Consider the following 14,710-nt stretch of genomic DNA (forward strand, 5'->3'; position numbering starts at 1 on the left):
AGTTAGATTCTCTCCGGACTAATAGGCTCGCCGGCGTCAATACGCAGACACCCTCACCGCGTCGCCGGATAGACGGCGCGGTGCTTCACGATGACCTATCGTTTATCTCTGCAACCCCCGTCCAACATGGTGGCTGCGTTAACCTGTCCTTTAGAAAGACCTAATGAGGAGATGATGTGGCAGCGCAATATTTTTGCTGAAACGCGCCCATTGCGCCCCAACCACCGCGACTAACAGCGGCGGTATTTCGGCAATGCGGCCAGCAGCCGATGCAGGGTGTCGATTGTTGAAAAATCAGCGATGCCGTCAACGAGCTGAGGTCTGAAATGTCGCTGAAAGGCCTCAACGACGCCTTTTGTCCGATCACAAAAGCCTCCCGTAGTTTCAATGGCATACCCATAGAGAGAGAGCATGGATTGAAGAGCTTCGACGGGTTGGCCGCTCTCTCCGTACTGAAAGAAGCGCCCTCCGCTGATTTGCGTTGGGTTTATCCAGTGCCCCACCCCGTCAAGATGCAATCTTTCCCAGGGGAAATTTTCGCCCGGGTCGACCTTGCGGATCGGCGCTACGTCCGAGTGGCCAAGCACCCTTTCGGGCGGAATTTTCCATCTTTTGCCACAATTGAGACACAAATCGGCGACCGACTTGATCTGTGCATCCGGAAAATCGGGAAGCCCGCCGGGATGTCCGGGATTTGCGATCTCTATTCCGATCGAACAGGAATTGATGTCGCTTTCGCCGGCCCAGGAGCTCTTTCCGGCGTGCCAGGCGCGTCGCCCTTCCGGCACGAGCTGGACGATCCGCCCGTCTTCATGGACGAAATAATGGCTGGAAACCTGGCTCTCCTCATTGCAGAGCCAGGAGAGCGCCTGATCGGCGCTGGGCATGCCCGTGTAGTGCAGAATGATCATGTCGGGCTTGCGCCCGTTTGCACGATCGCCCTGATTGGGAGAAGGGTTCACCGAGGCGCCGGGATAATCGGCGGCAAAAACCGTCATGCAGCGCGGCGCTCTTTCGAAATCGCTGCGTAAGCCGCATTCAAGGCAGCCATCCGCTCGTTGGCCGCAGCATGGAGGGCGACAGGAACGCCCCGCGCGATAAGCCGATCCGGATGATGTTCGGAAACCAGCAGTCGATATTGCTTGCGGATCTCGGAGAAATCGTCCTCCGGTGAAACCCCGAGAACAAGGTAAGGATCCGCTCCATCGAGATGCACGTGACGCGCCATGATGCGGCGGAAATGCGCCTCGTCGATTTGGAATATCTCGGCGATGCGCCCGAGGAAGACCAATTCGTCTTCGTGCACGAGGCCGTCTGCCTTGGCGATGTGGAAGAGGCCGTCGACCACGTTCTCCAGCATTGGGCAATTCTTTGCGACACCGGAACTGCAGAGACCGGCGAGCTTCAGCGCATAGGCTTCGTAACCGGCAACGTCCTGGCGCGCCAGATTATAAAGCCGCGCTACGTTCCGCGCCTCTTCATCCGGAAAATCGAAGATCTGCTGAAAAGCCCTCACCTCGGCCTCGGTCACGATCCCGTCGGCCTTGGCCATCTTGGCAGACAGAGCAATGATGGCCACCGAGAAGGAAACCTGTCGGCGGGTTTCCGGATCGCCCTCGAAGACCGTCCGGACGGCCTCCACCATACGGCCCAGCGCGCTGCCGGCCGCGTCGCCGATGGCGCCGAGGAGCCGTTCCCAGAGGGAGGAGATTTGGAAGCAGGCGAAATCGAATATCATGACCCCAATGGACCAGATTATCCCAATGATTGCAAGGCAGCGGACGGTCCATCTCAGATTAAACTATGTTCATGTTTTCCGAACAATCACTGCCGTTCACAGCGGCATTACCAAGTCTGCGAGACCAATCGACCGGATCGTCAGCCGGTGATCCCAAGAGCCATTTCATGACCCCGTGATCGGGCTGCAACGGCATCGCGGGTACGGATGCTGCGGACTTTCTCCATGTTTTGCTTTTCCACAGCCAACCCCCGCGAGGGTTCTCTCAGTTGAAACGATTATATCGCCGCTTGCCGTCATATTCAGCCGAAAGGCCGGATTTTCTTGAGAAATTCACTTTACAGGTGACCATCTCTGTCGCATCCATTCGAGCGGTTTTGAACTGAACGCGAGTGTACGCGTCAAGGAGGATCGATGGCCAAACAGAAAGTAGCGATGCTGACCGCCGGAGGCCTTGCGCCCTGCCTCTCGTCTGCCGTGGGCGGACTGATCGAGCGTTATAACGATATCGCGCCGGAGATCGAGATGATTGCCTACCGCTCCGGATACCAGGGCGTACTCCTGGGCGACCGCATCGGCATCACGGCCGATATGCGGGAGAAGGCGCATCTGTTGCATCGCTATGGCGGCTCGCCAATCGGCAACAGCCGCGTCAAGCTGACAAACGCCGCCGACTGCGTGAAGCGCGGCCTCGTCAAGGAAGGAGAAAATCCTCTCAGGGTCGCCGCCGAGCGCCTTGCCTCCGATGGCATCACCATCCTGCACACCATCGGCGGGGACGATACCAACACCACCGCAGCAGACCTCGCCGCCTATCTCGGTGCGAACGGCTATAATCTGACGGTGGTCGGGTTGCCGAAGACGGTCGACAACGACGTCGTGCCGATCCGACAATCGCTCGGCGCCTGGACGGCCGCGGAGGTGGGGGCGCATTTCTTTGACCACGTCTCGAACGAACAGAGCGCCGCTCCTCGCACACTTGTGATCCACGAAGTGATGGGGCGTCATTGCGGCTGGCTTACCGCCGCCACTGCACGGGCCTATATCCAGAAGACCAAGGACAATGAATATGTCGAAGGCCTGATGATGAACTCGGAGTTGAAAAACATCGATGGCATCTATCTTCCTGAAATGGCCTTTGACATCGACAAGGAAGCCGCCCGGCTGAAGGACGTGATGGACAAACGCGGTTTCGTGACCCTTTTCGTTTCTGAAGGAGCCTGTTTGGACGCGATCGTCGCCGAGCGGGAAGCCGCCGGCGAGACGGTCAAGCGTGACGCCTTCGGTCACGTGAAGATCGACACGATCAATGTCGGCAACTGGTTTCAGAAGCAGTTCGCAGCACTTCTTGGCGCCGACCGCTCCATGGTGCAGAAATCCGGTTATTTTGCACGTTCGGCCGCTGCCAACGCCGCTGATTTGATGCTGATCAAAGGCATGGTCGATCTGGCGGTAGAAAGTGCCCTGAACAAGGTCTCGGGCGTGACCGGTCATGACGAAGACCAGAACGGAAAACTGCGGACGATCGAATTCCCGAGAATCAAGGGTGGAAAACATTTCGATCTGACGGCAAAATGGTTCGGCGAAGTGATGGACCATATCGGTCAACCCTTCGAAGCTGCTTGATACAAGACGATTGACGAGCGCCTGGGGGCGTTCGGGAGGAAGTGGAATGACGGCTGATATCTGGCTCGCTTTTGCCGCGACCGCGATTTTTTTCGTCCTTCTCCCGAGCCCTCTTGCTTGTCTTACTGCCAGCTTCTCTCTCCAGCGTGGCCGCCGTACCGCGGTCGCCACCCTGCCCGGCCTGGCGCTTGGGTTGACGACGGCCCTGCTGCTGGCGAGCGTGCCGGTCGCAATTGCGGCTCTTTATGCCCCGCGGCTGATGGAAACGATTTCCTGGATCGGCCTTGGCTATCTGATGCTCTATATATTGTGGTCCTATCAGGATCCGAAAATCACCGGCCCCATGGCCGACAACGACAACCTGCCGGAATGTCGTCGCGCGCGGATTTTCGGCTGCCTCTTCGGTCAATCCGCATTCACTCTTCGCTACGCGCTCGTGCTTGCCGCCATACTTGCGCAGTTCATCGATCTCCAAACTCCAATTTTGCTTCAGCTTCTTGAAATGCAGGCAATCTTTCTCGTCTGCATGATAATCGGTGGCGCCGTCCACGTGCTGCTGCCGCGCCGCGTTCTCGGCCGGAAACGCAATGCTGCAAACCTCAACCAAGCCTCACGCAAGCCCCAGACGCGATTCATATCGCGACGTGCGGTCACGGCCGGTTATCGCCGGATTGCGGCCTAGGCCTCACCGTCTTGTCGGACGCTGCCCAATAGGTTAATGAAACCACATATTCGGTAGCGGTTCGGCGGGCTGGGGTAACCAAATTCATGAAAGAAACCCAATGGCGATAATCCGATTTCTCGGCCGTGGAACGGCCGTGGCCTGCGCCATGTCTTCGGTTCTCGCTTCCTGTTCGAGTGTTGAACGGGAACCCAAACTTGCCGCGACTCAGAGCCAATTCCCGACAAATACTGCTGTAGCCGGTGCGGTTCAGACTGCGTCCGCGGATGGGCAGTTGGCTGTCCAGTACAAGTCGGATCTGCCGGTCGGTCAGCAGGCACAGGCCGCGGGTGCACAGCCGGCGGTCGCTCTCGCCAAGACGTCGCGGCTTCCGGTTCCTGTTCCGATGGCCGCAGAAGCGGCCTCGGTCCAGACGGTAGCGATGGCATCTGCAACCATGGCGCCGTTCGTTGCCTTGGCACCCGCCCCGAGCGCCGCGACGGCGTTGATACCTGGCAAGACCACCTCGACCCTTGTGGCAGCAGCATCGCCCGCCGCCCCGACCGTTCCCGCAACCTCGACGATCCTCGCATCCAGCAAGGGCGGACGGCTGGCCGTACCGGCCGTAGCTCCCGCCGTTTCAGAAGGCAGGATCCAGCCGGCAGCAGCCCAGGCGATTGCATTGGACGAGCCCGAACTGACACCGGATATGGTGGCGCTGCAATCGGTCGTACCCACGCCGCGACCGGACACGTCGACACTTGCCTATGCCGCTCCACCGAAGGCCGTCGCCGCACTTTCGGCGATGGAATTTCCCCCGGCACCCGGCGACCCCCTGCCAACCACCGCAGCTGCGGCACCTGCGGATTTGAGCAAGCTCATCAAGCGTTATGCGGGACTGTACGGCGTGCCGGAATCGCTGGTGCACCGCGTCGTACATCGGGAAAGCAAATACGACCCCAAGGCCTATCACAAAAACGGCTATTGGGGTCTCATGCAGATCAAATATTCGACTGCCAAGTCCATGGGTTATGAAGGACCCGCTTCGGGTCTGCTCGACGCTGAAACAAACCTGAAATACGCGATCAAATATCTGCGCGGTGCCTGGCTCGTAGCCGACAACAAGAACGATAATGCCATCAAGCTCTACGCGCGCGGCTATTATTATGATGCCAAGCGCAAGGACATGCTGCACGTGCTTGAGAAGTAACGGCAATTGGCGGCTCCTTAGGGCGCCGCCGTCACCTTTATGATCTCCGCAACAAGCATCGACGGATCATAGCGCTCCGGCGTCAGGCCAAGCCGCACGACCACAAGGTCGAGCGATGGAATGACGATGACGTTCTGTCCGTCATGGCCGTCCAGGATGAATGTATCGGCGGGCAGACCCTTACCGGCGACCGGCAGCCAGGTCTGCATCCTGGAATAGCGGCCGTTCGAGGTCCGGTTCGGCTGGCGCATCGCTTCGACGAAGCCTTCCGGCAGGATCCTGTTACCGTTCCAGACGCCGTCCCGCACCAGCAGCAGTCCCAATCGCGCCCAGTCCCACGCAGTCGCATACATGTAGGAGCTGCCGACGAAAGTACCGGTGGCATCGACCTCCAATACCGCGCTTGCCATTCCCAACGGTTCGAATAGCGCCTTTCGCGGATAGGCAAGCGCCGCTTTCTCTTCCAGCCGGCTCATCCATATCCGGGAAAGCAGCACACCTGTGCCGGAGGAATAGTTGAAGCGGGTGCCCGGATCGGCCTCAGCCGGCTGATCCGCGGCAAAATTTGCCATATCGCTCTCAAGATAGAGCATCCGGGTCACGTCCGCGACCGTGCCGTAGTTCTCGTTGAACGCCAGGCCGCTCTCCATCGCCAGAAGGTCGCCGAGGCTGATGTCGGCACGCTGATCGTTTTGCCATTGCGGTAAGAGCCTTTTATCGTCCGCCGACAGCCGGCCGTCCCGCATCATCGTGCCGATGATTGCCGCAGTGACCGTCTTGGTCATAGACCACCCCAGAAGCGGCGTGTCCTTCGAAAACCCGGCAGAATAGGTCTCTCCTACGATACGCCCCCCCTTCACGACAACCACCGCCCGCATACCGGCTCCAATGAGATCATCGCGTGAAAGAAAAGGCGCAATTGCCGGATGGGATTCAATTTTTCCGCCCTCCGGCCAAAGGACAGTCTCATCGACGGGCGTCCGAATAGCCGATGCCGTTTCCACCCGCGGCAATGTTTCCCCATTCGGAGTGACAGTACACCCTAAGCCATCGCGATGGACGGCATCATTGCCGGCAAAAATGCCGAGCAGCGCGGCATGGACACGTCTTTCGGTCCGATCGACGGACACGTGCATCAGCTTGAGCAGCGGATGGCCCGGCGCCTGGACGTCGACCGCAAGCACCACGTCAGCGTCCCGCCCGGCGATGAAGACGTTCGAGCAGACGATCTTGGCGGCATAGCCGCTTCCGACCCTCAGCAGTTCCGGCGGCATAACGTAAAGCCAGCCCGCAACTCCGGCGACACTGACCAGGACGACACCAAAACAAATCTTCGCAATCCTGATCAACAATCGCTTGGTCCCTCATCTTTTGCGCATGCATGCAATCAGGATTCTCGCCCCCAAGGAAGCAGTTTTGTTGGCGCAGGGCCCGTTCTGGATGTTCAGCACAGGCCGCGTCATCAATCTGTTGCACGATCGGGCTACACGCCCTGCAACTCTGGACTAGGCGGGACTCGATTATGGCAGATATTGCTCAGGAAGCCGGTTTTCGGAAAAACAAGAAGCTCAAGGATGCGCTCCTGCAGCACAAGGCACTTTCTCGACAGGGTTTTTCAGAGAGGCTTTTCGGGCTGCTGTTTTCCGGGCTGGTTTATCCGCAGATCTGGGAAGATCCGGATGTCGACATGACGGCTATGGAATTGGCCGAAGGGCACTCGATCGTTACAATCGGTTCCGGCGGCTGCAATATGCTCGCCTATCTGTCCCGCGCGCCGAGGAAGATCGACGTGGTAGACCTTAATCCACATCACGTCGCTTTGAACCGCCTGAAACTGGCCGCCTTCCGCCATTTGCCGGGCCACGGCGATGTAGTACGCCACTTCGGAATGGACGGCGTTCGCTCCAACAGCACGAGCTACGACAAATTCGTCGCCCCGCATCTCGACACCGCCACACGCGCCTATTGGGAGAAGCGGTCCCTGTCGGGCCGACGCCGCATCGGCGTCTTCAATCGCAACATCTACAGAACTGGCCTGCTCGGCCGCTTCATCGGCGCCGGCCATCTGATCGCCCGCTTGCACGGAACCGACCTTACCGAAATGGCGAATGCCCGCTCCCTGCGCGAGCAGCGGCAGTTCTTCGACCAAAAGATCGCTCCTCTGTTCGAAAAACCCCTAATCCGCTGGATCACCAGCCGCAAGAGTTCGCTTTTCGGTCTCGGTATCCCGCCGCAGCAATATGACGAGCTCGCAAGTCTTGCCGCCGATGGATCGATCGCGCCGGTGCTGCGCCAGCGACTCGAAAAGCTTGCCTGCCATTTCCCGTTGCGCGACAACTACTTTGCCTGGCAAGCCTTCGTACGCCGCTACCCAAAGGCGGAAGAGGGTACGCTGCCGACTTATCTGAAGGCGGAAAACTTTCAGATGATCCGCAAGAATGCCGATCGCGTCACGGTCCACCACGCGAGCTTTACCGAGCTTCTGGCGCGCAAGCCCGCGGCTTCCGTGGACCGTTACGTCCTGCTCGACGCTCAGGACTGGATGACGGATCAGCAGCTCAATGATCTCTGGACGGAAATCACCCGCACGGCGGCTTCCGGAGCCCGCGTGATCTTCCGCACGGCGGCCGAAAAGACCGTGTTTCATGGCCGGCTGGCGGCTGCGCTACTGGACCAGTGGACCTATCTGGAAGATCGATCGGCCGAACTGAACCTCCAGGACCGGTCCGCAATCTATGGCGGCTTCCATATCTACGTGAAAAAAGCCTGATGGCGCAGCATATGACAAGCACGTCCCTTCCCGACGAGCATGCAGAGCGGATGGATCGGATGTACCGCTATCAGCGTCACATCTACGACGCCACGCGCAAATATTACCTCTTCGGTCGTGATCGGGCGGTAGAAGGACTGAACGTCCCGCCGGGAGCGACATTGCTGGAAGTCGGATGCGGAACGGGCCGCAATCTGTTGCTCGCTCACCGGCATTATCCGACTGCCAAACTCTATGGCTTGGACATCTCCGCAGCGATGCTCGAAAGCGCCCGAGCGAATTTTCGCGGCAGAGCCGCTGCACCGAACTTCCAGGTGGCGGACGCCACGAATTTCAAGGCGGAGGAGTTCGGCAGGACGGGCTTTGACCGGATCCTGATTTCCTATGCGCTTTCGATGATCCCGAACTGGGAAGGTGCAGTCGATGCGGCCTTGGCCGCGCTTGCCCCGAACGGCTCGCTGCATATCGTCGATTTCGGCCAGCAGGAACGCTTGCCCGGCTGGTTCGGACGGCTGCTGAAGGCTTGGCTGACGCGCTTCCACGTCACGCCTCGTGCGAACCTGCACGGTGTACTGGAAAGCAGGCTTGCCGCAGCAGACGCCGACATGATCTTCGAAGAGATCGGCTGGGGTTATGCGTGGCACGCGGTGATCCGCCGCCGCGGCTGATATCCGATCGCTGCGCATGCGGCTGGCAGCCCTCTTGCCATAACCGATTTTTTACGACGTTATGACGACATCGCGTTTACGCCTCCTCGTTGCAGATTCGTGAGGCGAGAGGCTTTAGTCGGCATCAACACGGGACTTCCATGCCTCGGCTCCTTTTGACGTTTCTTGCGACAGTCATGCTCGCAGCCGCCGGCTGCACATCGACCGATTACGATCTGGTGGAGACCTCGTCGGTCAAGCAGATGAGGTTCAAGGATAACGATCCGCAGGATTTCGGCAGATATCATCCCGGCCGCCACGAAATCCATGGCATCGACCTTTCCAAATGGAACGACGGGGATATCGATTGGGCTCAGGTGAAGGGCTCCGGAGTCGCATTCGCCTTCATCAAGGCGACCGAAGGAAAAGATCGGGTCGACGCCGCATTCGAACGGCATTGGCGCAACGCCGCCGCATTCGGTATTCCGCACGCGCCTTACCACTTCTATTATTTCTGCTCGACTCCGGAGGAGCAGGCCGATTGGTTCATCGCCAATGTGCCGAGGCAGTCGACGAAGCTGCCGCCGGTGCTCGACGTGGAATGGAACCACGCCTCGCCGACCTGCAAGCTGAAGCCTGACCCTGCCACCGTGCGCGACGTTATGAAGCGCTTCATGGATCGTATCGAACGGCATTACGGCAAGCGTCCGATCATCTACACCTCCGTCGACTTCCACCGGGACAACCTGGTTGGAGCCTTCAACGATTATCATTTTTGGGTGCGGTCGGTCGCAGCACATCCCGGTGAAATTTATGCCGGTCGCCGCTGGGCCTTCTGGCAATACACCTCAACGGGCATCGTGCCGGGCATCCAAGGTCAGACGGATATCAACGTATTTTCCGGCACCGCGAAGAGCTGGAACAACTGGGTCGCATCCGTCAGCAAGTAAACCTCGACCTGCCGGCACTCCGACATCTGGCAATATGTGAGCAGTTGCGGTAGAACCTGCCCCGACGCCGCTGCCGCCATTTCCGTCACGATTTTGTCCACATGCGGCGGTGCTTATTCACATTGGGAACGCCGAATGTCCGCTGTTTTTGTCCGCCGCCTCTTGCTCGCATCCGTTGTCGCCGGCTGCCTTGCCTCCACCGCCCTTGCTCAGACGCCGGCCCCCACGTGCGGAGGTGATCTCTCCACCTTCCTTCAGGGCGTGAAGGCCGAAGCGATCGCCAAGGGTATCCCTGCCGATGCCGCCGATCGAGCTCTCGCCGACGCGCAGATCGACCAGAAAGTACTGTCCCGCGATCGCGCCCAGGGTGTCTTCCGCCAAACCTTCCTCGATTTTTCCCAACGCACCGTCAGTCAGGCGCGGCTCGATATCGGCCGCCAGAAGCTGAAGCAATATGCCGATGTCTTCGCCCGCGCCGAGCTGGAATTCGGCGTGGCTCCGGGCGTCATTGCCGCCTTCTGGGCCATGGAAACGGATTTCGGAGCGGTTCAGGGCGACTTCAACACCCGCAACGCTCTGGTGACCCTCTCCCATGATTGCCGGCGCCCGGAACTCTTCCGTCCGCAGCTTATCGCACTCATCGAGATGGTGCAGCACGGAGACCTGGATCCCGCGACCAATACCGGTGCTTGGGCGGGTGAGATCGGCCAGGTTCAGATGCTGCCTGAGGACATCATCGCGTTTGGCGTCGATGGCGATGGCGATGGCCATGTCAACGTGAAGAACAGCGCCGCCGATGCGATCCTGACTGCCGCCAAATTCATCCAGAGCCTTGGTTTCAAGGCAGGCCAGCCGTGGGTTCAGGAAGTAACGCTGGCTGAGAACCTGCCCTGGGGGAAATCGGGCCTCGGCAACGAGATTCCCGCTGGCGAATGGTTCAAGATGGGTGTCACACCGCGCGACGGCAATACGAGCTTCGGCGATCTGCCGGCGGCTCTTGTCCTGCCGCAGGGACGAAAGGGGCCAGCCTTACTCACCTATCCCAATTTCCGCATTTATCTCGAGTGGAACCAGTCCTTCATATACACGACATCGGCGGCCTACTTCGCCACCCGCCTGTCCGGCGCTCCGCCCTATCTGAAGGGAACGCCTGAACCCGGCCTCGATGATTCCGGTATGAAGGCATTGCAGGCGAAGTTGCAATCGCTCGGCCACGATGTCGGAAAGGTCGACGGCATCTTGGGTTCCGGCACCCGCATGGCGGTTCAGAAGGAACAGGCCCGCTTGGGACTGCCGGCAGACGGGTGGCCGACCCAGGGGCTGCTTTCGGCACTCTAAGGCCTGCAATCCCACTGCTCAAGATTCGGGTGGCGGTCGGCTCGTCCTGGCTATATTCCTGCTTCCGATGTGAAGGAAAATTCCATGACGACCGCCACCGTTTCGAAGCCCAATGCAGTTGTCTGGGCGCTTCTTCTGCTGCTGGGCTTGATCTGGGGCGGCTCGTTCTTTTTTGCGCGCATTGCCGTGCTGGAAGTGCCGCCCTTCACTTTGGTCTTCCTGCGTCTATTCCTGGCAGCGCTTGCGCTCCACATCTATCTCCACGGCCGATTTGGCCTCTATCAGTCCTTGGCCGCTCACTGGCGCTCCTTCGTGGTCATGGGCTTCGTCAACAATGCCCTGCCCCATACGCTGATCTTCTTCGGCCAGACCGAGATCGGGGCAGGCCTTGCGTCGATCCTCAATGCAACGACACCGATCTGGACAGTCCTGATTGCCAATCGTTGGACGCCGGACGAAAAACTGACGGCAGGCAAAATCGCCGGCTGTCTCGCCGGCCTCGCCGGCACGGTTGTTCTGATCGGGCCGAGCATCACAACAGCGGCATCTGCTCCGCTCTGGGCTCTGGTTCTGCCGGTGGCCGCAGCAATGTCCTATGGGGTAGCCGGAACCTACGGCAAACGTTTCCGCAGCCTTCCCGCTCCGGTTTCCGCCACCGGCCAACTGACTGCCTCGACACTGATGATGCTGCCCGTTTCAATACTCCTTGACCAGCCTTGGACATTGCCGGCGCCTTCCATGCAGGCTGTGGCGGCGATCCTGGCGCTGGCACTGATCTCGACGGCGTTTGCCTATATGCTTTTCTTCCGTATCCTGGCTACGGCAGGCGCCACCAATGCATCGCTGGTGACGCTCATTGTGCCTCCAAGCGCCATTCTGCTGGGCGCCTTGTTTCTCGGCGAGCGGCTGGAGGCGCCGGACATCGCCGGCATGCTGCTGATCGGGTTCGGCCTCGTCCTGCTCGACGGACGGCTTCTTCGCTACTGCAGCAAATGGCTTCGCAAAGTGTCAAAAAGAAGCGCAGCTCTCACGGAATATGACGCTCAGTAACACTCATACACCACTTTTTAAGGGTGCGACAATTAAGATTAACAACAAATTTATTGAGCAAATTCAGCAATATGACAGATTTAAGGTCGTGAAGCGAGGTTCGGGCAGCGGCGGTGCAGCATAGAATCTGCTTTCCAATCGACACAAAACCGACATAGACTTTAACGGTCAACGCAAGGAGGCAGACATGGGACGTACATACTCTCTGAATGTCCTGGTAGTCGGTGTAGCGTTCGTGTTCGTGGCATCTATGCTGTTCATCTGAACGCTACAGATCCCACTACCCGGTCATAATTTTGCATCCATGACCGTTTGATATCAGCACTTCAATTAGAACGCATGCTCCTCTCGTAGAAGCATGCGTTTTTCATTCAGGCCGCGACAGTGCGAGGACTGGCAATCTGCCGGCGGCCGAGCCGCTCCAGCACGGCCGAAACGAGCGGCGCGCGGTTCATGGTATAGATGTGGAACTCGTGGATGCCGCGACGGCTCAGATCTTCCATCTGTTCTGCGGCAACGTCAGCCGCCACCTTGGCGCGATCCTCCGGCTTCTCATCAAGCCCTTCGAACCGGGCATCGAGGAAAGCTGGCACAGAGGCGCCGCAACGACGGGCGAAACGCTTGAGCTGGGTAAGGTTCTGGATCGGCATGATGCCCGGTACTACGGGGATGGAAACGCCCGCCCCCTGCACCTTTTCCAGATACCGTTCGAAAATGTCGTTATCGAAGAAGAATTGGCTGAGGGCCCGCGAGGCGCCCGCATCCGCCTTGGCTTTCAGGGCCTCGATATCCGCCGCGAGATCAGCGCTCTCCGGGTGCTTTTCCGGATAAGCCGACACCGACACGTCGAAATCCCCATATTCCATTAGAGCCCGCACCAGATCTGCCGTCTGTGCATACCCCTCGGGATGGGGAAGGTAAGCGGTTCCGATGCCGGTTGCCGGATCGCCCCGAAGAGCAACGATGCGGCGAACTCCGGCGGCCCGATATGCTTCGATGACCGAGCGCGTTTCCTCGCGCGAAGCATCCACGCAGGTCAGATGCGCCGCTGTCGGAAGTCTCGCCTCGCCGATCATCCGTGTTACCGCTGCAAGCGTCGGCTCCTTCGTCGAACCGCCTGCGCCATAGGTCATGGACACGAATTCCGGCGCCCAACCCGCAAGCTGCTCCACGGCTTCCCACAGCTGGGCCTCCATCTCGTCCGACTTCGGCGGAAAGAATTCGAAAGAAACGCTGAAGGGTTCGCGATTGGCAGTCATGGTCAGTTCCCTTATGAGGCGTTTTGGGTTTCTGCGGGTGCGTGGGAAGCGATCAACAGCCTGCGGTCTCGTGCGAGCCAGACTGTCGCCGTAAGTGCGCCTTCCTTGCCGGAGCCGAGATCGATCGCCTCCTCCACTTCGAGCCACACCTTGTCCAGCCACTCGGCCATGACCTGGTGAGAGAAACCAAGCCGGATATGCGCATGATCCTCGCGCAGATAGTCAAGCTTGTGGGGCGCCAGATCGACGATGATGATCCGGCCGCCGGGGCGCAGCACCCTGGCAGCCTCCGCGATGGCCAGTTCCGGCTGATCGAGGAAGTGCAGCACCTGATGGATCGTGATCAGATCGAAGTCCTGGCCTTCCAACGGCAGGTTCAGGATGTCGCCGTGCCGGACGGAGGCCTTGGTGATGCCGGCCTTGTCGAGATTGGCGCGTGCCACAGCGAGCATGTCACGGCTTGCGTCGATGCCGACAGCTCGGCGATAAAAATCGGACAGAAGCTGCAATATCCAGCCCGTACCCGTCCCAAGATCGAGCAGCGCATCGATTGGCGTCTTGCCGATGAGCTTCAGCAGTGCCGCTTCGACCGCTGCATCACTCACATGCAGTCGCCGCAGTTCGTCCCATTCCGACGCGTTGCGGCTGAAATAAGCCTGCGCCCGTTCGGCCCTCAGGCGCTTGACTGCCAAAAGCCGCTCGCTGTCGCGCAACAGGACCGGATCCTCCTCCGAAGCGGCAGCCAGCAGCGTACGGACCAGAGCGGCGGCCTTGCCTTCCTGTCTCAGACGAAAATAAGCCCAGGCTCCCTCCTGATAGCGGTCGATCAGCGACTCTTCGGTGAGGAGCTTGAGGTGCCGCGAAATCCGCGGCTGCGATTGCCCGAGGATATCCGTGAGATCGGTGACCGTAAGATCGCCCTCTGCCAGTAGTGCGAGCAGGCGGAAGCGAGTGGGCTCGCCTGCCGTTTTGAGCACATCTACCAATGTATCGAGCGCGAGACCCATCGAAGCAGCATCCCATCCAATCAACATATAAAGATATGTTTATGTGATTTTCTGGCTCGACGCAAGCGAGAAACGCGTCCCATCGCCTCCACTGCAAAAAGAAAGGCGGCCGACAGGCCGCCTGTTCCAGAAAAACACAATGGAGGCGTTCTGCTGCGTCGACTGACGCCAGGTGGTTGACGACCGTGTTGGGTCAAGCCTACCAGGAGCTCCTGCGCTGCATCCCGATGGCGCTCATATGGGCCGTCACGCTCTGGACAAACTACTCAATGCGGCAATTCCCCACCCGTATCGCTGACCAGCTTAACGGCCTCCGCGATGGTGACGCCGAATTGAGATAGGAGTATTTTTTGCCGCTCCAATCGGGATAGGGGGGAGCCTATTGGCTCCGCCCCTCCCACACCACCCGGCATGCGGGTCCGCACCGGGCGGTTGGAGCAGTTGAGGTCGTCAG

Annotated in this window: 14 protein-coding genes; 8 read left to right on the forward strand and 6 right to left on the reverse strand. The window is 59.4% G+C overall.

From position 1 onward, the window contains the following. Positions 1-230: 230 nt before the first annotated feature. On the reverse strand, positions 231-998 hold the full coding sequence (locus tag EDE05_RS23760; RefSeq protein WP_112798468.1) for an N-acetylmuramoyl-L-alanine amidase: 768 nt from the start codon (positions 996-998) through the stop codon (positions 231-233). Continuing rightward, complete coding sequence (locus EDE05_RS23765) at positions 995-1,738, reverse strand: DnaJ family molecular chaperone (protein ID WP_162712330.1); 744 nt, start codon at positions 1,736-1,738, stop codon at positions 995-997. The genes EDE05_RS23760 and EDE05_RS23765 overlap by 4 nt, the downstream gene beginning before the upstream one ends. Before the next feature lie 414 nt (positions 1,739-2,152). Here EDE05_RS23765 and EDE05_RS23770 point away from each other — a divergent pair, with 414 nt between their 5' ends. The 3 genes from EDE05_RS23770 (at position 2,153) to EDE05_RS23780 (ending at position 5,235) form a co-directional block, all read left to right on the forward strand. Continuing rightward, positions 2,153-3,364 (forward strand): pyrophosphate--fructose-6-phosphate 1-phosphotransferase, encoded by a 1,212-nt coding sequence (locus tag EDE05_RS23770; protein WP_105370077.1) that lies wholly within the window; start codon positions 2,153-2,155, stop codon positions 3,362-3,364. Between the two features lie 46 nt (positions 3,365-3,410). Next, positions 3,411-4,046, forward strand: a complete 636-nt coding sequence (locus tag EDE05_RS23775; RefSeq protein ID WP_105370078.1) for a hypothetical protein — start codon at positions 3,411-3,413, stop codon at positions 4,044-4,046. 274 nt (positions 4,047-4,320) lie between these two features. Further along, positions 4,321-5,235, forward strand: coding sequence for a lytic transglycosylase domain-containing protein (locus EDE05_RS23780; RefSeq protein ID WP_245505235.1), 915 nt, complete (start codon positions 4,321-4,323; stop codon positions 5,233-5,235). Between the two features lie 17 nt (positions 5,236-5,252). Here the strand turns inward: EDE05_RS23780 and EDE05_RS23785 are convergent, their stop codons facing one another. Continuing rightward, on the reverse strand, positions 5,253-6,587 hold the full coding sequence (locus EDE05_RS23785; protein ID WP_245505236.1) for a serine hydrolase: 1,335 nt from the start codon (positions 6,585-6,587) through the stop codon (positions 5,253-5,255). A gap of 170 nt (positions 6,588-6,757) precedes the next feature. On the opposite strand from EDE05_RS23785, the gene EDE05_RS23790 reads away from it, so the two are divergent. The 5 genes from EDE05_RS23790 (at position 6,758) to EDE05_RS23810 (ending at position 11,990) form a co-directional block, all read left to right on the forward strand. Continuing rightward, on the forward strand, positions 6,758-8,005 hold the full coding sequence (locus EDE05_RS23790) for a DUF3419 family protein (protein ID WP_112798470.1): 1,248 nt from the start codon (positions 6,758-6,760) through the stop codon (positions 8,003-8,005). Beyond that, positions 8,005-8,673 carry a class I SAM-dependent methyltransferase gene (locus tag EDE05_RS23795; protein WP_112798472.1) on the forward strand — a complete coding sequence of 223 codons (669 nt, stop codon included), beginning with the start codon at positions 8,005-8,007 and terminating at the stop codon, positions 8,671-8,673. The genes EDE05_RS23790 and EDE05_RS23795 overlap by 1 nt, the downstream gene beginning before the upstream one ends. 140 nt (positions 8,674-8,813) lie before the next feature. Then, positions 8,814-9,602, forward strand: a complete 789-nt coding sequence (locus EDE05_RS23800) for a GH25 family lysozyme (RefSeq protein ID WP_112798474.1) — start codon at positions 8,814-8,816, stop codon at positions 9,600-9,602. A 135-nt stretch (positions 9,603-9,737) separates the two neighbouring features. Next, a complete protein-coding gene (locus EDE05_RS23805; RefSeq protein WP_132413224.1) occupies positions 9,738-10,940 on the forward strand; it encodes a lytic murein transglycosylase in 1,203 nt (400 codons plus the stop codon). An 84-nt stretch (positions 10,941-11,024) separates the two neighbouring features. Continuing rightward, positions 11,025-11,990 (forward strand): DMT family transporter, encoded by a 966-nt coding sequence (locus EDE05_RS23810; RefSeq protein WP_112798478.1) that lies wholly within the window; start codon positions 11,025-11,027, stop codon positions 11,988-11,990. Between the two features lie 371 nt (positions 11,991-12,361). Here EDE05_RS23810 and metF read toward each other — a convergent pair whose 3' ends face one another. The 3 genes from metF to EDE05_RS27060 all read right to left on the reverse strand — a co-directional run. Then, a complete protein-coding gene (metF, locus tag EDE05_RS23815; protein ID WP_112798480.1) occupies positions 12,362-13,249 on the reverse strand; it encodes a methylenetetrahydrofolate reductase [NAD(P)H] in 888 nt (295 codons plus the stop codon). 11 nt (positions 13,250-13,260) lie between these two features. After that, entirely contained in the window at positions 13,261-14,256 is a 996-nt protein-coding gene (locus tag EDE05_RS23820) for a metalloregulator ArsR/SmtB family transcription factor (protein WP_112798546.1), read from the reverse strand. A 266-nt stretch (positions 14,257-14,522) separates the two neighbouring features. Further along, a partial coding sequence (locus EDE05_RS27060) for a hypothetical protein (RefSeq protein ID WP_132413226.1) occupies positions 14,523-14,710 on the reverse strand: 188 nt, incomplete at its 5' end.

Origin of the sequence: Neorhizobium sp. R1-B, assembly GCF_004368875.1 — a bacterium.
GTDB lineage: Bacteria > Pseudomonadota > Alphaproteobacteria > Rhizobiales > Rhizobiaceae > Neorhizobium > Neorhizobium huautlense.